The 19,505-nt window shown below is 36.7% G+C and carries 17 protein-coding genes; 13 read left to right on the forward strand and 4 right to left on the reverse strand.

The window, feature by feature from the left end; genetic code table 11:
• The first annotated feature begins 9 nt into the window (after positions 1-9).
• The 8 genes from gyrB to dnaB all read left to right on the forward strand — a co-directional run bounded on the left by gyrB (position 10) and on the right by dnaB (position 10,037).
• Complete coding sequence (gene gyrB, locus ABDZ53_RS10950) at positions 10-1,947, forward strand: DNA topoisomerase (ATP-hydrolyzing) subunit B (protein ID WP_425541709.1); 1,938 nt, start codon at positions 10-12, stop codon at positions 1,945-1,947.
• Positions 1,948-1,991: 44 nt separating this feature from the next.
• Positions 1,992-4,487, forward strand: a complete 2,496-nt coding sequence (gyrA, locus tag ABDZ53_RS10955) for a DNA gyrase subunit A (protein WP_343756491.1) — start codon at positions 1,992-1,994, stop codon at positions 4,485-4,487.
• Between the two features lie 208 nt (positions 4,488-4,695).
• On the forward strand, positions 4,696-4,995 hold the full coding sequence (rpsF, locus tag ABDZ53_RS10960; protein ID WP_343756493.1) for a 30S ribosomal protein S6: 300 nt from the start codon (positions 4,696-4,698) through the stop codon (positions 4,993-4,995).
• A gap of 52 nt (positions 4,996-5,047) precedes the next feature.
• On the forward strand, positions 5,048-5,581 hold the full coding sequence (ssb, locus tag ABDZ53_RS10965; RefSeq protein WP_343756495.1) for a single-stranded DNA-binding protein: 534 nt from the start codon (positions 5,048-5,050) through the stop codon (positions 5,579-5,581).
• 26 nt (positions 5,582-5,607) lie between these two features.
• Positions 5,608-5,844, forward strand: a complete 237-nt coding sequence (rpsR, locus tag ABDZ53_RS10970; protein WP_343756497.1) for a 30S ribosomal protein S18 — start codon at positions 5,608-5,610, stop codon at positions 5,842-5,844.
• A gap of 162 nt (positions 5,845-6,006) precedes the next feature.
• Positions 6,007-8,004 carry a DHH family phosphoesterase gene (locus tag ABDZ53_RS10975; RefSeq protein ID WP_343756499.1) on the forward strand — a complete coding sequence of 666 codons (1,998 nt, stop codon included), beginning with the start codon at positions 6,007-6,009 and terminating at the stop codon, positions 8,002-8,004.
• Between the two features lie 20 nt (positions 8,005-8,024).
• A complete protein-coding gene (rplI, locus tag ABDZ53_RS10980) occupies positions 8,025-8,477 on the forward strand; it encodes a 50S ribosomal protein L9 (RefSeq protein WP_343756501.1) in 453 nt (150 codons plus the stop codon).
• Positions 8,478-8,669: 192 nt separating this feature from the next.
• A complete protein-coding gene (gene dnaB, locus ABDZ53_RS10985; RefSeq protein WP_343756503.1) occupies positions 8,670-10,037 on the forward strand; it encodes a replicative DNA helicase in 1,368 nt (455 codons plus the stop codon).
• A gap of 93 nt (positions 10,038-10,130) precedes the next feature.
• On the opposite strand, the gene ABDZ53_RS10990 is transcribed toward dnaB, so the two are convergent.
• Positions 10,131-10,796, reverse strand: a complete 666-nt coding sequence (locus tag ABDZ53_RS10990) for a potassium channel family protein (RefSeq protein WP_343756505.1) — start codon at positions 10,794-10,796, stop codon at positions 10,131-10,133.
• 13 nt (positions 10,797-10,809) lie between these two features.
• Positions 10,810-12,207 carry a TrkH family potassium uptake protein gene (locus ABDZ53_RS10995; protein ID WP_343756507.1) on the reverse strand — a complete coding sequence of 466 codons (1,398 nt, stop codon included), beginning with the start codon at positions 12,205-12,207 and terminating at the stop codon, positions 10,810-10,812.
• Between the two features lie 156 nt (positions 12,208-12,363).
• Here ABDZ53_RS10995 and trkA point away from each other — a divergent pair, with 156 nt between their 5' ends.
• From trkA to ABDZ53_RS11010, 3 genes are all read left to right on the forward strand, one after another.
• Positions 12,364-13,716, forward strand: a complete 1,353-nt coding sequence (gene trkA, locus ABDZ53_RS11000) for a Trk system potassium transporter TrkA (protein ID WP_343756509.1) — start codon at positions 12,364-12,366, stop codon at positions 13,714-13,716.
• A gap of 11 nt (positions 13,717-13,727) precedes the next feature.
• Positions 13,728-15,179: a TrkH family potassium uptake protein gene (locus ABDZ53_RS11005; RefSeq protein ID WP_343756511.1), complete on the forward strand. Its 1,452-nt coding sequence runs from the start codon at positions 13,728-13,730 to the stop codon at positions 15,177-15,179.
• 179 nt (positions 15,180-15,358) lie between these two features.
• A complete protein-coding gene (locus tag ABDZ53_RS11010) occupies positions 15,359-16,822 on the forward strand; it encodes an alpha-amylase (RefSeq protein WP_343756513.1) in 1,464 nt (487 codons plus the stop codon).
• Positions 16,823-16,929: 107 nt separating this feature from the next.
• On the opposite strand, the gene ABDZ53_RS11015 is transcribed toward ABDZ53_RS11010, so the two are convergent.
• Both ABDZ53_RS11015 and ABDZ53_RS11020 read right to left on the reverse strand, forming a co-directional pair.
• The gene (locus tag ABDZ53_RS11015; RefSeq protein ID WP_343756515.1) at positions 16,930-17,466 is read right to left on the reverse strand and encodes a YtxH domain-containing protein; all 537 of its coding nucleotides are present in this window, start codon (positions 17,464-17,466) and stop codon (positions 16,930-16,932) included.
• 56 nt (positions 17,467-17,522) lie between these two features.
• Positions 17,523-17,963: a DUF948 domain-containing protein gene (locus tag ABDZ53_RS11020; RefSeq protein WP_343756517.1), complete on the reverse strand. Its 441-nt coding sequence runs from the start codon at positions 17,961-17,963 to the stop codon at positions 17,523-17,525.
• A 181-nt stretch (positions 17,964-18,144) separates the two neighbouring features.
• Here ABDZ53_RS11020 and ABDZ53_RS11025 point away from each other — a divergent pair, with 181 nt between their 5' ends.
• Positions 18,145-18,675, forward strand: coding sequence for a PTS sugar transporter subunit IIA (locus ABDZ53_RS11025; RefSeq protein WP_343756519.1), 531 nt, complete (start codon positions 18,145-18,147; stop codon positions 18,673-18,675).
• 111 nt (positions 18,676-18,786) lie between these two features.
• The gene (gene yycF, locus ABDZ53_RS11030) at positions 18,787-19,500 is read left to right on the forward strand and encodes a response regulator YycF (RefSeq protein ID WP_343756521.1); all 714 of its coding nucleotides are present in this window, start codon (positions 18,787-18,789) and stop codon (positions 19,498-19,500) included.
• Positions 19,501-19,505 lie beyond the last annotated feature (5 nt).

Raw genomic sequence — 19,505 nt, forward strand, 5'->3', positions numbered from 1 at the left:
GAAGAAAAATTGACACCTAAACAAGTAGAAGAATTAAGAGAAGAGTACAATGCCAGTCAAATTCAAGTTCTAGAAGGACTTGAAGCGGTTCGAAAACGTCCCGGAATGTACATCGGTTCTACAGGTCCATCAGGATTACACCATTTAGTATGGGAAATCGTAGATAACTCCATTGATGAAGCCATGGCTGGGCATGCGGACACTATTGAGATTATCATTGAACCGGATAATATTATTTCGGTTAAAGACAATGGTCGTGGGATTCCTATTGATATTCAGGAAAAAACAGGACGTCCTGCTGTTGAAACGATTTTTACCGTTTTACACGCAGGAGGTAAATTCGGTGGAGGCGGTTATAAAGTTTCTGGAGGCCTGCACGGAGTGGGATCTTCTGTAGTTAATGCCTTATCAGAATTCTTAGAAGTGTACGTTCATCGTGACGGAATAATATATAACCAGCGTTATGAACGTGGAGCAGTCATGTATGACGTGAAAGAATCAGGGGAAACAGATACACGCGGAACAGTAGTTAGATTTAAGGCGGATTCAGATATATTTACAGAATCTACGGAATATGATTTCAACAAATTAGCTACTCGTGTGCGTGAATTAGCTTTCTTAAATCGTGGTTTGACTATATCGATTGAAGATCAGCGTTCTGAGGAAGAAGAACCGAACCGTTTAGAATATAAATACGATGGCGGTATTAAAAGTTATGTTGAATACCTGAATCAGAGTCGAACCGTATTGTACGATGAGCCTATTTATTTGGAAGATGAACAAGAAGGCATATCAGTAGAGGTTGCTTTGCAGCATACAGATGGCTACCACATGAATATTATGAGTTTTGCTAATAATATTCACACCTATGAAGGGGGTATGCATGAATCTGGATTTAAAACAGCCCTCACTCGTATTATTAATGATTACGCGAGAAAGAATAAATTTTTGAAAGAAAATGATGATAATTTAAGTGGAGAAGATGTAAGAGAAGGGTTAACAGTTGTATTAAGTATCAAACACCCTGATCCTCAGTTTGAAGGACAAACTAAAACTAAATTGGGTAATTCAGAAGTAAGAACCATCACGGATCGTCTCTTCAGCTTACACTTTGACCGATTCTTAATGGAAAACCCTCAGACGAGTAAAAAAATTATAGACAAAGCTCTTTTAGCTGCCAAAGCCCGTTTAGCCGCTAAGCGAGCACGAGAAGTGACACGCAAGAAGAATGGGTTAGAAATCAGTAATTTGCCAGGTAAATTAGCAGACTGTTCTTCAAAAGATCCTGAACAATCAGAAATATTTATTGTTGAGGGAGACTCTGCTGGAGGATCGGCTAAACAAGGACGATCCCGATTGTTTCAAGCTATCTTACCTATCAGAGGTAAAATTTTAAACGTGGAAAAAGCATCTATTGACAGAATTTTAGCGAATGAAGAAATCCGTGCCTTGTTTACTGCAATGGGCACTGGTTTTGGAGAAGAATTCGATATTGAAAAGGCCCGTTACCATAAGTTGATTATTATGACGGATGCCGATGTGGATGGCGCTCATATTCGTACCTTGCTTCTTACGTTATTTTACCGCTATATGCGTCCTGTAGTAGAAGCCGGCTTTGTTTATATTGCTCAGCCCCCTTTATATCAAGTAAAACAGGGTAAAAAAGAGGTCTACCTGGATACTGACAGAGAACTGGAAGAATACCTTAAAGAGATACCTGCGTCTCCTAAGCCCTCTATTCAGCGTTATAAAGGGTTAGGTGAAATGGATGCGGAACAGTTATGGGAAACCACAATGAACCCGGCCAATCGTCGCCTACTTCAAGTGACAGTAGATGATGCGATTGATGCTGACTTAGTCTTTGATATGCTGATGGGTGAAAGAGTAGAACCTAGAAGAGATTTTATTGAAGAAAATGCTATGTATGTTCAGAATATCGATGTTTAGAGCAACAGGACAATTAGGAACACGGCTTAAGGAGGAAGAACTACTTGACTGAAGAAAAAGACTCACGTATTGAACAGATAAATGTGTCAAGTGAAATGCGAACATCATTTTTAGATTATGCAATGAGTGTTATTGTATCACGTGCTTTACCAGATGTAAGAGATGGTCTGAAACCTGTTCACCGCCGTATTTTATACGGAATGAATGAATTAGGAATGACACCAGATAAAGCTTTTAAAAAATCGGCCCGTATTGTTGGGGATGTTATGGGTAAATATCACCCACACGGAGACTCAGCTATTTATGAATCAATGGTGCGTATGGCTCAGAACTTCAGTTACCGTAATCCTTTAATTGAAGGACACGGTAACTTCGGTTCAATTGATGGTGACAGTGCGGCGGCTATGCGTTATACAGAAGCTCGTATGAGCAAAGTATCATTAGAGTTACTAAGAGATATTAATAAAGACACCATCGATTACCATGATAACTACGATGGAAGTGAAAGAGAGCCAGATGTTTTACCTGCTCGATTTCCGAATTTACTCGTAAATGGTGCTTCTGGTATTGCGGTAGGAATGGCAACCAATATTCCTCCACATAACTTGAGGGAAGTCATTGATGCTTGTCGTATTATGATGCATAATGACGACGCTACTATAGCTGAATTAATGGAAGTTATGCCAGGTCCTGATTTTCCTACTGGAGCTATGGTTATGGGGAAATCTGGTATTAGAAAAGCATACGAATCAGGTAGAGGATCTATAAAAATTCGTGCTAAAGCAAGAATCGAAGTGCAACCCAATGGAAAAGAACGCATATTGGTGGATGAAATCCCTTATTTAGTGAATAAAGCGAAGCTAATTGAACGCATTGCTGATTTAGCTAGGGATAAACGTATTGAAGGTATCACAGATTTGAATGACGAGTCCGATAGAGACGGAATGCGTATTGTTATTGATGTGAGAAGAGATGTCTCTGCTAGTATCGTCTTGAATAACTTATATAAAATGACACCTATGCAGACCTCATTTGGCTTTAATATGCTAGCCATTGTCAATGGTGTGCCAAAAACATTAGGTATCAGAGAAATTTTAAGAGAGTACTTAAAACACCAGCGAGAAGTTATTCGACGTCGTACGGAGTATGATAAACGAAAAGCAGAAGCGCGGGCCCATATTTTAGAAGGTTTACGTATAGCTTTAGATCATATTGATGAAATTATATCTATTATTCGAGGATCGCAGACAGGTGAATTAGCCAAAAATGCTTTAATAGAGCGTTTTGGCCTAAGTGATCGTCAAGCACAAGCTATTTTAGATATGCGCATGGTTCGATTGACAGGTCTGGAAAGGGAAAAAATTGAAGGGGAATACGAAGATCTTATTCAATTAATTCAAGATTTAAATGATATCTTATCCAGTCCAGAACGTATAAATGAGATTATCGAAACAGAATTGGAAGAAATAGCCGATAAACATGGGGATGACAGACGAACTGAATTGCTTGTAGGTGAATCTCTAAGTATTGAAGATGAGGATTTAATCGAAGAAGAAGAAATTGCGATTACTTTATCACATAATGGGTACATGAAACGTATGGCAATAACAGAATTTAAAGCTCAAAACCGTGGAGGTAGAGGCGTTAAAGGAATGGGAACCAATACAGATGACTTTGTTGAAACCATGGTTACCTGTTCCACTCATGATTTGCTTTTATTCTTTACAAATACGGGCAAAGTCTATAAAGCCAAGGGATATGAAATACCGGAATATGGTAGAACAGCTAAAGGTATTCCAGCTATAAACTTCCTGGGTATTGATAACAATGAAAAGATTGAAGCTATTGTTAAAACAAGAGGCGAACACGATGAAACGGAACATCTGTTCTTTACGACGCGTTATGGAACTGTCAAGAGAACATCTACGGATGAATTTAAAAATATTCGAACTAGTGGATTGAAAGCTATTGTCTTAAAAGAAGGCGATGAGCTTATTGACGTTACTTTGACTAATGGATCAGACCACATCATTATTGCGACTAGACAAGGGTATGCTGTTAGCTTCCACGAAGAAGACGTTAGAAGTATGGGAAGAGCTGCTTCTGGGGTACGTGGAGTTAAATTAAGAGAAGATGATTATGTCGTTGGAATGGATAAATTAAATTCAGACTCTGAAGTACTTGTCATTTCTGAAAAAGGTTACGGAAAACGTACACCTGCCTCAGAATATGCCATTCGCGGTCGCGGTGGTAAAGGAGTCAAAACAATTAATATCACTGATAAAAACGGACCACTTATTGGTATGAAAACAGTAACTGGAGAAGAAGATATCATGTTGATTACTAAAACGGGAGTCATTATTCGTTTCCATGCGAAAAATATTTCTCAAACAGGTCGAGCCACACAAGGTGTCAGATTAATGAAGTTAGAAGAAGACAACTATGTTTCCACTTTAGCTAAAGTGGAATCTGAAGAAGATGTAGAAGAAATGGAAACGGACATACCTTTGGATGAAATCTCTGAAGATGAGCAAGACTAAGATTAGTAAATGGAATCAAGGCGATCACATTATAAAAATGTGAAACGCCTTGATTTTTTGCATTTATAGAAAGATGAAATACTCTAAAAATACTTGTGCTGACTATTGTATTATGCTATAATACTTCGGAGTGAGTACTCTTAAAAAGAATACTCTCCTTGCTCTTTCAAAAGAAAGGGCCAAAGACCATAAGGAGGTGCAGTCAAAGATGAGTCAATCAGCTAAATATGAAATTTTATATATTATCCGTCCTGATCTTGATGAAGATGGAAAGAAAGCTTTAGTAGAGCGTTTCGATACTATCCTAACAGATAATGGCGCTGAAGTTACTGAATCAAAAGACTGGGCGAAACGTCGTTTTGCATACGAAATTCAAGGTTACCGTGAAGGAACATATCACTTAGTTAACCTAGAAGCTTCAGATGCAGCGGCTATCAATGAATTTGAACGCCTAGCACGTATCAATGACGATATTTTACGTCATATGATTGTTCGTTTAGAAAAATAATGTTTCACGTGAAACATTATATTTAGTGTCTGTTATGAAAGGAGCATATTGATTGATTAATAATGTTGTATTAGTAGGTAGATTAACCAGAGATGCTGAACTTCGTTATACAGGTAGTGGTATTGCTGTGGCTACGTTTTCTATAGCTGTTGAACGCCCTTATACAAATGCACAAGGGGAAAGAGAAACAGACTTTGTTAATGTGGTTGCATGGAGAAAAACTGCTGAGATCATATCTAACTTCACTCGTAAAGGGTCGTTAGTTGGTGTCACAGGAAGAATCCAAACTAGAAATTATACAAACAATGAAGGGCGTAAAGTTTACGTTACAGAAGTTGTCTGTGATAATTTCCAAATGCTTGAACCTAAATCGGTCACTGAAAGACGTGCCCAAAACGATGGTTCTAGCAATAGTGGTGGTTACTCTAATTCGAATAGCTCGAATAATAACTATTCACAACAAAGTAATCAAAATCAGGCTTCGAGTAATAACAACAATAAGCAGAATAATTATGCGAATTTCGATGAAGACCCATTTGAAAGCAATGACTCTATCGATATTTCCGATGATGATTTACCATTTTGATTCAAGAATAAAAGGAGGATTATAACATGGCTGGACGTAGAGGCGGAAGAAAGCGCCGTAAAGTAGATTTCTTTGCAGCTAATCATATTGAATATATTGATTATAAAGACATCGATTTATTAAAACGATTCATCTCAGAACGTGGTAAAATTTTACCTCGTCGAGTAACTGGGACATATGCAAAAAACCAACGTAAATTAACGAAAGCAATTAAACGCGCTCGTATTATGGGGTTACTACCATTTGTTACAGAAGAAAACTAAATTAAATTTTAAATGGGCTGTGACATTTGATGTCACAGCCTTTTGAATTCATGTAGTAAATGTTTCACGTGAAACACTTTTTATTAAAAATAGAACCTTATATAGAATGATAAGGGAAAAAATGATAAACTTATAAAAAGTGAAGCGTTAAAAGGAGACAATATGAATAATAAAAAGAAGGAAAAACAATTTCCTGAATTTATGAATCACCCTTCATTAAGATTTTCAATTTTAATAGTGGTGATTACCCAAATCATAATGGTTGTGCTGAGTTTCACAGCCTACATTTGGCTTGGCTTTTTAATGTTGATTTTATTTGTCATTATAATATTAATAGCTTGGAAGTTCGGAAGCGACTACTTAAGAGAGTTGAACTCATATATTTTAAATCTCTCTTACCGAATAAAAAGAGGAGAACAAGAAGCATTAATAAAAATGCCTATTGGTATTATACTCTTAAATGATGAAAATGAGATTGAATGGGTAAATCCATATTTGCAAACTCAACTCTCAGATGAAGAAAATGTGCTAAATGAGCCATTGGATAAGGTTAATGAAGAGTTAGCCATTTATCTCATGGATTCTGAAAGAAATGATAAACAAATAGTGGAATGGAACGGTAAAAAGTATCAAGTGACCGTTCAAACAGATTTAAATGCCCTATACTTGTTGGATATAACCGAATACGCAACGGTTAAAGAAGAATACGAGGAAAACAGACCGGTTATCGGATGGTTATTCCTTGATAACTATGATGAAATAACGCAAGGGTTAGATGATCGAGGGGTTTCCGGATTTAATAGTATGTTAACTACTTATTTTTCGAATTGGGGTAGGCAACATGGAATATTTTATAAAAGAACATCCGATGATCGCTATTTTCTGTTATTAAGTAGAAAAGAATTAAGAAGAATCGAGAACGAAAAATTTAATATTATTGACAATATCAGAGAAAGAACGTCAAAACGAAATCTACCTTTAACTATTAGTATGGGGATTGCCTATGGTGAAGACTCATTTGATAAATTATCTGAATTAGCACAGAGCAATCTTGATTTAGCTTTAGGTCGTGGTGGCGATCAGGCTATAGTTAAAGCAGTTAATGAAGAACCTCGATATTATGGTGGAAAAACTAATCCAATGGAAAAGAGGACAAGAGTCCGTTCACGTATGATTAGTCAGGCGATGCAGAAAATTATGACTGATAGTGATCAGATTTTTGTTATGGGCCATAAAAATCCAGATATGGATTCTATAGGATCTGGATTAGGAGTCGCTAGAATTGCTAAAATGCTAAAAAAATCAGTTTATGTTGTTGTAGACAACGAAGATTTGGGCAGTGACGTCACAAAGCTCATGGATGAAATAAAAAAACATGAACAGGTGCATTCTAATATTGTCTCACCAAATAAAGCAGAAGAGATGATAACAGAAGGAGACCTGGTCATATTAGTAGACCATCATAAGCCTGTCTTATCCATAGCTCCTAATCTATTAAAGAAAACAAATCGCAATATTGTAATAGATCATCATAGAAGAGGAGAAGACTTTACAGAAAATCCTCTATTGGTTTATATTGAACCCTATGCTTCATCAACAGCTGAATTAGTAACTGAGTTATTTGAATATGTGACGAGTGATGGTGATCCAATTAATCGAATTGAAGCCACAGCCTTACTTGGAGGCATTGTCGTCGATACTAACAACTTCAGTCTGCGAACAGGGTCTAGAACGTTTGATGCGGCTAGCTACCTGCAGTCAGTTGGTGCCAACTCTACTATGATTCAGCGTTTATTAAAAGAAGACCCTGAGAATTATTTACAAAGAAGTCGTATAATTGAAAATCTAGAATTTGTAAGAGATGGGGTAGCAATAGCCGCTGGTGAAGATAATGATGTGTATCCACCGGTCACTTCTGCTCAAACTGCTGATACTATGTTAAGTATGTCAGGTGTGGAAGCTGCCTTTGTTGTGACCAGACGATCAGATGATATGGTTGGAATAAGTGCGCGCAGTTTGGGTAAAATAAATGTTCAAATAATTATGGAAAAAATGGGTGGCGGTGGTCATTTATCAAATGCGGCTACTCAAATAGATGGTAAAAGTGTTTCTGAAACAATAGAAGAATTAAAAGAAGTTATTCATTCTGAACTAAACTAATTTAGAGAGGAAGTATTACTATGGAAGTCATTCTATTAAAAGATGTTAAAGGAACTGGAAAAAAGGGAGAAGTTAAAACTGTTTCTCCGGGATATGCGAACAACTTTTTACTGAAAAAAGGATTAGCTAAAGAAGCCACAGCAGGAGCTAAAAAAGAATTAGCTATGAAAGAAAAAGCTCAGGAAAGAGAAGAAGCAGAAATTCTAGAGGAAGCAAAGAAAGATAAAGAAACGATTGAAAAGAACCCACTTGAAATTAAAGAGAAAGCTGCAGAAGATGGACGTCTCTTTGGTTCTGTTACAACTAAGCAAATTGCTAAAGAATTAGAAAAACAGTTAGATATAAAAGTAGATAAAAGAAAGATTATTCAAAAAATGCCTATGCGTTCATTAGGTAGCCAAAAACTGGAAGTCAAGTTACACCGTGAAGTGTCTGCTGAACTTACAGTGCGTGTTTTACCTATAGAAGAATAATAACAGATGAAAGTTGCCAATCCTTTAATTGGCAACTTTTTTTATCTTAATTAAGATATGACCACTGAATAAAACGAAAATGTTTCACGTGAAACATTTCATTGCAAACGCATGTTCCTTTATATACTTTTTAATTGGGATACTGTACAATAAATAGACAGATTAGAAGATGAAAGAAAGTAGGATTGTGCAATGGAAGCTTTAGGAGACCGTTTACCCCCTCAAAATATAGAAGCAGAACAATCGGTATTAGGGTCTGTTTTACTTGACCCGGAAGCTCTAATTCCTGCTATGGAATACGTAGAAGTCGATGACTTTTATAGAAGAGCTCATCAGCTTATATTTCAAGCAATGACAGAGTTAAATGAGAGAAATGAAGCAATAGACGTCGTTACCATTGCTAACTCATTAGAATCAAAAGGAATACTTGAGGATGTTGGAGGCACCCCATATTTAGCGGAAATCGCTACCACGGTACCTACAGCGTCTAACGTAGAGTATTATTCGAAAATAGTTGAAGAACGTTCCATTCTTCGAAAATTAATTCAAACAGCGACTGATATAGCTAGTAGAGGATACCAGGAAGCAGATGATGTACCTAACTTACTAGATGAAGCAGAAAGAAAAATCTTAGAAGTATCAGAAAAAAGAAGCCGAAGTGGTTTCGTAGATATTGAAACAGTTTTAAGAGAAACAATCAATAATATAGATGAACTTTTTCAAAATGATGATGATATAACAGGTTTATCAACTGGATATAAGGCATTAGATCAGATGACAGCCGGTTTGCATCAAGACGAGCTGATTATATTGGCAGCCAGACCAGGTGTAGGAAAGACTGCATTTGCCTTAAATGTGGCTCAAAACATTGGAACTAAAACAGATGAAACTGTGGCCATTTTTAGTTTAGAGATGGGTGCAGAACAACTGGTCAATCGTATGTTATGTGCAGAAGGAACAATTAATGCATCTAATTTGCGTACGGGTCAATTGACTGAAGAAGAATTCACAAAATTATTTGTAGCAATGGGGAGTTTATCTAAAGCAAATATTTATATAGATGATACTCCTGGTATTAGAACAGCAGAAATCCGAGCAAAATGTCGTCGTTTGAAGCAGGAAAAAGGAAACCTCGGTTTAATAGTTATTGATTACCTTCAGTTAATTGAAGGATCTGGTAAAGAAAGCCGACAACAAGAAGTGTCGGAGATATCTAGACAGCTTAAAAAGCTGGCAAAAGAGCTCTCTGTGCCCGTTATTGCCCTGTCACAGCTATCCCGTAGTGTTGAGCAGAGACAGGATAAAAGGCCGATTCTGAGTGATTTAAGAGAGTCTGGTTCTATAGAGCAGGATGCAGATATTGTTGCGTTCTTATACAGAGAAGATTATTACCGTAATGAGGATGAAGAAGAGGAAGAACAGGGAGACGAGAATATCGTAGAAGTTATTCTTGAAAAGAACCGTTCGGGTGCTAGGGGAACTGTTAAGTTATTATTTATAAAAGAATACAATAAGTTTTCATCTTTGTCTTATTATCCTGAAAATCAAATTGCTAATTAATATTCACTTCAGAGTTTTTTACTAATAAAAGGAATAAAAAAAGGAGCTCAAAATCATATTGATATGAGCTCCTTTTTTTAATTAATTCTCTTATTATAGACGATCAGTATAATCTAAGTGTTCAAACATATCTGGCTTGCCGATTGCTATAATTATATTGCCGGTCTCAATTTTTTGATTAGGGGGAACATTTATGGATAAGCTATCTTCTTTTCTTGATTTTATACCAATGACGTTGATTTCATATTCCTTTCGTAAATCCAGCTCTCTTAATGTTTTACCGATCCATCTTTTTGGTGCATTAAATTCAATAATCGAATTTTCTTCATCCAAGTCGATCACATCAAGTATATGATTACGCATGATATTGCGAGCCACTTTATCGCCCATCTCTTTTTCAGGACGGATAACTTCGTGAGCCCCGATTTCAAGCAGCACTTCCATATAAGTTCTGTTAATTGCTTTAGCAATAATATGTTCAATACCTAATTTTTTACAGTTTATGATGGCTAAAACACTTGCTTCCAAACTAGCCCCTGTTCCGATAACGGCCACATCACAGTTTTCAAATCCAATACTCTTCAGTAATTCAAGATCTGAAATATTTCCTTGAACCGCTTGAACAACATAGGGTTCCACACGGTCAACATCTTCTAAATCTTCATCAACAGCGATGACATCAAAATTTTGTTCACCTAATCGTTTGGCTATAGCTGATCCGAACACACCTAAACCTAAAACTCCAACAGTTTTTCTCATGTATACTACTCCTTTAACCGATTAAAATTTCACCAGTTGCATATTTAACATCTTTTTTCTTTTTATCTTGATTGGCTAATGCTGTAAATATAGTAATTGGACCTAATCTTCCTATAAACATGGCAAACATTATAACTGTCTGACTATAACGGGACAAAGTAGGGGTTAAATCTGCTGAGAGTCCAACCGTTCCAAAAGCCGAAATAGATTCAAAGAAAATGAATTGTAAAGGAACATGGCCATCAAAAATAGTTATTATAGAAATAGCTACAAAGTTAAGCAGCACAAACATTACCACAATAACTAAAGCACGTTTAACAATTTCAGTTTTTAAGGTATGATGCTTATAATTAACATTCGATAGTCCTCTAATTTCAGAGCTTAGTAAGATAACAGCCAAGGCGACTGTAGATGTTTTAGCTCCACCAGCTGTACCACCAGGAGATCCTCCAATGAACATGAAGACTGTAAAGACCATGAGAGTAAACATGTGCAGCTCTGCATAGTTTACAGTACCAAAGCCTGCCGTTCGTAAAGTAACAGCCTGAAAAAAGCTGACTTGGAATTTGTCAATGAGTGATAAAGTGCCGATAGTTTCTGGATGATTCCATTCTGATAGCATAAATAAAAACATGGCTCCAATGATTAGCCAGAAGGTCCATTTTATCACTAGGCGAGAGTGTAAATTTAAATGACGGTAATTTCTTTTTAAACTTCTCCAATCTTTCCAATCTTTATATAATAGAAGTGATTTGAACCTCTTTCCTATATCAAACCAAACTGAAAAGCCGAGTCCACCGAGTATAATTAAGACAGGTATAACAGTATTGATAATAGGATTAGTCATATAAGGTTGTAAACTTGCCGTACCCAAATTGTCAAAACCTGCATTATTAAAGGCTGATATAGTTAAAAAAACGGATGTAAATAAGCCATCACGCCAACCAAAGGCAGGAACAAAGTGGATAGACATGATTGAAGCTCCAATGAGTTCTATCAAAGTAGTATACTTAACTATTGATAGAATATAATACTTGAAATCTGTTCTATCTTTCCTATTTAAAGCTTGTTGGAGAGTGACTTCACCTTGAATGCTTACACGTCTTCCAAATTGAAGGACCACTGCAGATACGATAGTGATTAAACCTAATCCTCCAAGCTTGATTAAGAGGAGGACAAAGACTTGACCGATAAATGAGTAGGTGTGCGCAACGGGCTGAGTGAACAGGCCTGTAACGGCTACCATTGAAACAGCTCCAAATAAGTGATCAAAATAATTAGCTTCAGAACTATCCAGCTGACTGAATGGCATAGACAGTAAAATAGAACCTAAGAAAATAACAAGGGCAAAACTCAAGATAATTTTTATTGGAATAGGCCAGTCATTAAATCGTCGAATAATAGTAGTCATTAAATAAAGCTTCCCTTCGTAAGCACTAAAAAAATATATGAATAGATAAAGTTTACTGGAATAATCCTATAAATACAATAATAGTTTATTGAAAACTTACTTGATTCTGCTATTATGAAGAAGGAGTAAACACATTTAATAAAAGGAGATAGTCGCGTGAATATAGTTATTGCCGGTGGGGGAAAAGTGGGGGAAGTTCTAGTCAGAGAACTTTCATTAGAAGGAAATGATATTCTCCTCATTGAAAAGAACGAACGTGTTCTTGAACGTATTATAAATAAAAATGATATAACAGGACTTGTTGGAAATTCAGCAAGTTATGAAGCTCAAGTAGAAGCAGATGTAGAAACGTGTGATATTTTTATCGCTGTTACTCCAGAAGATGAAGTCAATATCATCTCTGCTATTATTGCGCGAAAACTCGGTGCCAAACACACCATTGCACGAGTGAGAAATCCAGAATATGCCGGATATATGGACTTCATGCGTGAAGGATTAGGTATCACCATGATGATTAATCCTGAAATGGAAGCCGCTAAAGACATTGCTCGTGTGATTCGTTATACGGAAGCGCTCAGTGTAGAGCAGTTTGCAGATGGAAAAGTCAGTATCATTGAAATTGAAGTAAGCGGTGAAAGTAAGCTAGCAGACACAAAAATTGAGGATTTCAGAAATAATTATGGAAATGTCTTAATCTGTGCCATTTTAAGAGAGGATTATGTATTTATTCCTAGTGGGGAGACTCAATTAGAAAAAGGAGATCATATTTTCATAACAGGTAGTCGAAAAGATTTGACTAGAAGTTATCGAAAAATAGGATTAAAACAAGAAAAGTTACGTTCCGCTCTTATTGTTGGAGGGGGAAGAGTGACTCAGTATTTACTTGATATGTTAGCTGAAATGCGTATGGAATTAAAAGTTATTGAAAATAGATCGGATATTGCAAAAGAGTTAAGTGAACAGTATCCTAAAGCGGTTGTCATTGAAGGGGATGGAACCGATCAAGAATTTCTAAGAGAAGAAAGAATCGAATTATATGATACGGTTATAAGCTTAACAGGGGTAGATGAAGAAAATTTACTCATCTCATTATTTGCACTTAATCAAGGTGCCAAGAAGACAATAACAAAGGTTAACCGTACGGATTTATTAAAAATACTCGGGCCTATTGGCTTACAATCGATTATTACCCCAAAAAGACTCATAGCCAATGAGATTATTAGATTTGTTCGTTCGCTGCACACACATGATGGTTCAGATGTGGAGGCTTTATTCAGAATAGCGGATAACCAAGTCGAAGCCTTACAATTTAGAGTACCGAACCATTCCAGAGTTGTTAATCAACAACTGCAGGATATGAATATGAAAGATAATTTACTGGTTGCTTATATTGTGAGAAATAAAAAACTGATCTTTCCCACTGGTCAAGACGTTATTAAACCAGGGGATCAGGTCATTATAGTGACTACAAAAAGAACGTTAGAAAATATTGAAGATATTTTAGCATAGGATGGTTATTTGTGAACAAAAGAATAGTAGCATATATCTTAGGTAGATTGCTTCAAATAGAAGCTATTTTGTTATTGATACCTATAGTAATCAGTATTATATACCAGGAGCCCTTAAGATACTCTCTTAGTTTTTTGTTAGTCGCTTTAGTTACCGGAATCATAGGGCATTTATTTACAAAAAAAATGCCTAAAAACAGGAGTTTGTACGCTAAAGAGGGCTTTGTGATTGTTTCTTTATCATGGATATTATTATCCCTTTTCGGATCTATTCCCTTTGTATTAAACGGAGATATCCCTTCATTAGTAGATGCTTTTTTTGAAACCAGCAGTGGCTTTACAACGACTGGTGCTAGCATCCTAGATAATGTTGAAAATTTAGCCCATTCCTCGCTATTTTGGAGAAGCTTCACTCACTTAATCGGGGGGATGGGGGTCCTTGTATTTGCATTAGCTGTATTACCGCATATGGAATCTGAAACAGTTCATATAATGAAAGCAGAAGTTCCAGGGCCGACCTTTGGAAAAATAGTGGCCAAGTTATCCAATTCAGCCCGTATCCTTTATGTTATTTATCTAGTTATGACTGCTTTAACCGTACTATTTCTTATTTTTGCAGGCATGCCAGTATTTGATTCATTCATTCATGCTTTTGGGGCAGCAGGAACAGGCGGCTTTGGTATGAAAAATGGAAGTGTAGCCCCATATGATAGTGTATCAATCGAGATTATTTTAGGTGTAGCGATGATTTTATTTGGAATGAACTTCAATCTCTATTTTTTCCTTATAACGAAGCATTTTAAAGAAGTCTTTAAAAGTGAGGAACTTAGATGGTACTTAGGGTTTATTATAGGTTCTACCGCACTCATTACTATTCACTTGAGTACAACCACACATTCCATTTTACAAGCTTTGAGAGACAGCTTTTTTAGTGTCTCATCGATTATCACAACGACAGGATTTTCGACCGACAATTTCGATAACTGGCCCTTATTTTCTCAGATGATCTTACTTGGACTTATGTTTGTAGGAGCCATGGCTGGGTCGACTGGTGGGGGAATAAAAGTATCGAGAGTCGCTATCCTTATAAAGACAGCCTTAACAGAGTTGAAAAGAAATACTTATCCTAACAGAATTGTGAGTATTCGTTTTGAAAACAAACCAGTCAAAGGGAAAATGATTCAAGCGATTAGCAATTATTTTATTCTTTATGTCGTCATCTTTGTCGCACTCGTTCTTATTGTCGGATTAGAAACATCAGATTTCACCTCCGCATTTAGTGCTGTAGCAGCAACCATTAATAATATTGGACCAGGATTGGGTATAGTTGGACCACATGCTAACTACTCTCTCTTTAGTCCTTTTATAAAAATACTGTTATCCCTAGTTATGATTATGGGGCGTTTAGAAATTTTTCCAATACTCATCCTCTTTTCACCCGGAGTTTGGAGAAGAAGTGCCTAGATAAAATAGACAGTCTTTCTTAAAGCATGTGTGTGCTTAAAAGAAGGGCTGTTTTTATATTATCTACAGCAATAACTGTGATTAACAGCTTCATATAAAGCAATTTAATTGTTTATTGATGGGTAGAACTGTAAAATAAGGAAGACTATAGAAAAAGGAGTAAGCTGGAGGTTAGTTTAATGTCAATGAATGGAACGATGATGCAGTATTTTGAATGGGACTTACCAAATGATGGCAAACACTGGGTACGTTTAAAAGAAGATGCCCCACATTTGAAAGAAATAGGTATTACTTCTGTCTGGATTCCTCCCTGCTTTAAAAGTGTTGGTCAAGGGGATGTCGGTTATGGAATATATGATTTATATGACTTAGGAGAATTTGATCAAAAAGGAACCGTACGAACTAAATATGGAACCAAAGAAGAGTTACTCGAGGCAATAGAAGCCCTTCACGAACAGGGAATTCATGTCTATGCAGATCTTGTCCTCAACCATAAGGGAGGAGCAGATAAGACCGAAACCTTTTATGCCACACCTGTGAAAGAAGAGGACAGACATGAAGAATTAGGAGAAGCAAGAGAAATTGAGGCGTGGACTCATTTTAGTTTCCCGGGAAGGGCTGGGAAGTATTCGGACTTCGAATGGCATTGGTACCATTTCAGTGGTGTTTCTGAAGACGTTAAGACAGGAGAACAAGGCATTTTTAGAATAGAAGGGGAAGGAAAAGACTGGGCACCTGATGAAAATGTATCAGATGAGTTTGGTAACTTTGATTACTTAATGTTTGCAGACATTGATTACCAACACCCGGAAGTGATAGAAGAAACAAAGAAATGGATTAAATGGTTCATTAATGAAACGCAAATTGATGGTATTCGTTTAGATGCTGTTAAACATATAGACAGTGAATTTATTAAGAATTTGATGGATTATGTAAGAGCAGAATTTGGAGAAGACTTTTTCTTTGTCGGAGAATACTGGCATCAAGGGTATGAATATTTGGAAGATTATTTAGAAGATCAAGACTATGCTATGTCGTTAATGGATGTTCGATTCCATTATGCCCTGCATGAGGCCTCTAAACAAAGAGGAGACTTCGATTTAAGACGGTTGTTAGACGGGACACTTTATAAAGCGAATGCTGAACAAGCCGTGACCTTTGTTGAAAATCATGACTCTCAGCCAGGTCAATCCCTGGAGTCTTACGTTGAACCTTGGTTCAAACCATTGGCTTATGGTTTTATCCTGTTAAGCTCTTACGGCTACCCATGTGTCTTCTATAGTGATTATTATGGGTATCAAAGTGAAGAAGTGGACTACGATGGGTGCAGAGATATTATTGATAAACTGCTTTACGCTCGAAGAGAGTATGCGTATGGAAATCAAAACAATTACCTAGATTATGGCAGCTGTATTGGATTCACACGTACTGGGGATGAAGAGCACCCAGAGGGGTATGCGGTTATCATGTCTAATGGAGAAGAAGGATTCAAAGAAATGAAAGTCGGGGAATGGCACGCTGGAGCAGTATACGTTGACTTGATGGGCAATAGAGAAGAAGAAATAACTATTAATGAAGAAGGCAGTGCAGTCTTTCCGGTTAATGCAGACTCCATATCCGTATGGATTCGAAAAAAAGACTAAAATATCTTATATAAACACGATAATGCGTTAAATGACTGACGCTTATCGTGTTTTTTTACAAAGAAAAACCCACTTAAGGACAATCACTTAAGTGAGTCACTATCATGTTAGTCGTTCGGATTTACCTTCAAGGAAGCATCTTCTTCATTGTCTAACTGACTTTCATCTAAATTAAAGTCGTCGTCATTAGACAAATAGTTATCATGTAAGGCTTCATCTACTTCATCTTTTGGAATAGCCTGATCTTTTTCCGGCTCTAAAGGCGTGTCTTTAACATCCCCAACGCGTTCATCCGTATACATCGCGTGACTAGCTCTAGCTGCGTCAACGTCTGTCGTACCTTGTCTTTCGGCCTCACTTAAAGCCAAGTCTTTTTCGATTTCTTCAATCGTTTGACTTAAACGGGCTTGTTTAGCATCTAGTTTAGCTTGTTCTGATTCTAATTCTCTTTCGGCTTCCATGTAAGAAGCTTTAAAGTCATCAACTAATTCAGAAGCTTTTTCGCTTCCGTCTTCTTTCATGCGTACCGCTTCGTCTTTCAAATCTTTTCTAAATTCCTTACCTGATTTTGGTGCAAACAGTAAAGCAGTAAATGCAGCTGCAGCACTCATTAAGACGGCTTTCGTATAACTAACTTTTGGCATAACTATTCTCCTACCTTCCACTCATTTGTATTATAATTAAAACACGAGCGACCGTATTATCTATATCGCTCTTTTTGTTTATCGATTGTTTTTTGAACAGCTAATTTAAAGGTTTTAGCTAACCGTGGACCATCTGTTTTCAGTTCTGTATAGGTATTTTCTGCGATACCTTTAGAGTAATCCCCACCATGCTCCTTCAAATACGTGAGGTTGTCTCCAAAATCAGCAGCTATAACAGATAGTTCTTCAAAACGCTGAGCTTTCATTTCAGCCACAGATTTCGTGTAATCCACACGGGCCATTAAATCTTCGACTCGTCCTTGGATAACCTCACCTTCATGGGTAAAATGTTCCTTGTGACTTTCCATTGTCTTTTTAGTCTCTTCAATATTTTTAAGTGTTGGTTTCATTTTCTTCATTGCCATAAAGCCCACGACAATTAGAATGACCAGAGAAACACCTAAAATGATGAGAGAAATAATATATCCAAGATTCATCCTGTCCCTCCTTCTTTACATCTCACTCAGTTATTCTGTTTCTTATTATAACACTAGAATACCATGAAGAAGTATGTATGACCAACTAATACGCTACTGTAGAAACATATTGCTTGAAACGGCTTTAATTGTTAGAATAATAGCTACAAAGTACGATTTTTCAAGAAAAAAGGAGACAGTTATGCCTAATCAATCAAATGAGTTCGGAGATCAAGCTAAAGAGTCAGAACATTCCCATTCTGTTCTTACTTTAACAGCTGTAACTGATGGAGAAGTTTTACCTATAGAAGAAGTTCCTGATGACTTATTTTCAAAAAAAATGATAGGAAATGGCTTTGCTATGCGTCCATCTTCAGAAACTGTTTATTCTCCTATAAATGGTAAATTAGTTGAAGTAGCAGAAACGAAACACGCTTATTATATTGAATCAGAAGAAGGGATAAAGATATTAATTCATATTGGCATTGATACTTTGTTCCTTAATGGAGAAGGATTCAGCACATCAGTAGAAAAAAATATGAGTGTGAAGCAGGGCGATAAGCTGGCGGTGTTTGATAAAGACTTAATTATAGAAAAAGGCTTTGATCCGATTATTTCGATTATCGTATTGGATCATCCCTCAATCCTATCCCTTGAAGTTCGTCCAAATAGTGAAGCAAAAGCACAGAAGACTGAAGCTCTAAACATCTCACTATTAGAAGAAAATAAATAATATTTAAGTGAAATTGCTACCATCTCTTAGGTAGGGTATAATTAAGTGGAATCGCAGATTGTAATAGAAAATAGAATGGAACAGTAGAATATGTTCTGAGGAGGAAAACTCTTGAAAAAGATATTAGTAGTAGATGATGAAAAGCCGATTTCCGATATAGTAAAATTTAACCTTGAAAAAGAAGGCTTTGAGGTAGTGACAGCCTACGATGGTGAGGAAGCTCTTGAAAAAGTAGAAGAAGAAAACCCGGATTTGATTGTTCTTGATTTAATGCTTCCTAAAATAGATGGACTAGAAGTGTGTCGAGAAGTACGTAAAACGAAAGACACACCTATTATTATGGTGACAGCTAAAGATCAAGAGATTGATAAAGTATTAGGATTAGAACTAGGAGCAGACGATTACGTCACAAAACCTTTCTCAAATAGAGAATTGGTCGCTCGTGTAAAAGCCAATGTTAGAAGACAGACTTCTAATCAAAATGTCGAACCAGCCAAAGAAGAGACAAATGATATTGAAGTAGGCGATTTAATTGTTCATCCGGATGCTTATATCGTATCCAAGCGTGGGGAAACCATTGAACTGACTCATCGTGAATTTGAATTGCTTCACTATTTGGCACAGCACATTGGACAAGTCATGACAAGAGAACATCTGCTTGAGACCGTATGGGGTTATGATTATTTTGGAGATGTCCGTACAGTCGATGTGACAGTCAGACGTTTACGAGAAAAAATTGAAGATAGTCCAAGTCATCCAAACTTTCTAGTTACTAGACGAGGAGTAGGCTATTACCTAAGAAGTCCTGAACAACAGGAGAAGTAGTGATT

This window comes from Alkalibacterium iburiense (genome assembly GCF_039521845.1).
Classification (GTDB): domain Bacteria; phylum Bacillota; class Bacilli; order Lactobacillales; family Carnobacteriaceae_A; genus Alkalibacterium; species Alkalibacterium iburiense.

Excerpts from the sequence above, each read along its gene's own strand:
- rpsF (WP_343756493.1), top strand. The coding sequence starts at position 4,696 with ATGAGTCAATCAGCTAAATATGAAATTTTATATATTATCCGTCCTGAT.
- rpsR (WP_343756497.1), top strand. The coding sequence starts at position 5,608 with ATGGCTGGACGTAGAGGCGGAAGAAAGCGCCGTAAAGTAGATTTCTTT.
- ABDZ53_RS10975 (WP_343756499.1), top strand. The coding sequence starts at position 6,007 with ATGAATAATAAAAAGAAGGAAAAACAATTTCCTGAATTTATGAATCAC.
- rplI (WP_343756501.1), top strand. The coding sequence starts at position 8,025 with ATGGAAGTCATTCTATTAAAAGATGTTAAAGGAACTGGAAAAAAGGGA.
- dnaB (WP_343756503.1), top strand. The coding sequence starts at position 8,670 with ATGGAAGCTTTAGGAGACCGTTTACCCCCTCAAAATATAGAAGCAGAA.
- ABDZ53_RS10990 (WP_343756505.1), bottom strand. The coding sequence starts at position 10,796 with ATGAGAAAAACTGTTGGAGTTTTAGGTTTAGGTGTGTTCGGATCAGCT.
- ABDZ53_RS10995 (WP_343756507.1), bottom strand. The coding sequence starts at position 12,207 with ATGACTACTATTATTCGACGATTTAATGACTGGCCTATTCCAATAAAA.
- ABDZ53_RS11010 (WP_343756513.1), top strand. The coding sequence starts at position 15,359 with ATGTCAATGAATGGAACGATGATGCAGTATTTTGAATGGGACTTACCA.
- ABDZ53_RS11015 (WP_343756515.1), bottom strand. The coding sequence starts at position 17,466 with ATGCCAAAAGTTAGTTATACGAAAGCCGTCTTAATGAGTGCTGCAGCT.
- ABDZ53_RS11020 (WP_343756517.1), bottom strand. The coding sequence starts at position 17,963 with ATGAATCTTGGATATATTATTTCTCTCATCATTTTAGGTGTTTCTCTG.
- ABDZ53_RS11025 (WP_343756519.1), top strand. The coding sequence starts at position 18,145 with ATGCCTAATCAATCAAATGAGTTCGGAGATCAAGCTAAAGAGTCAGAA.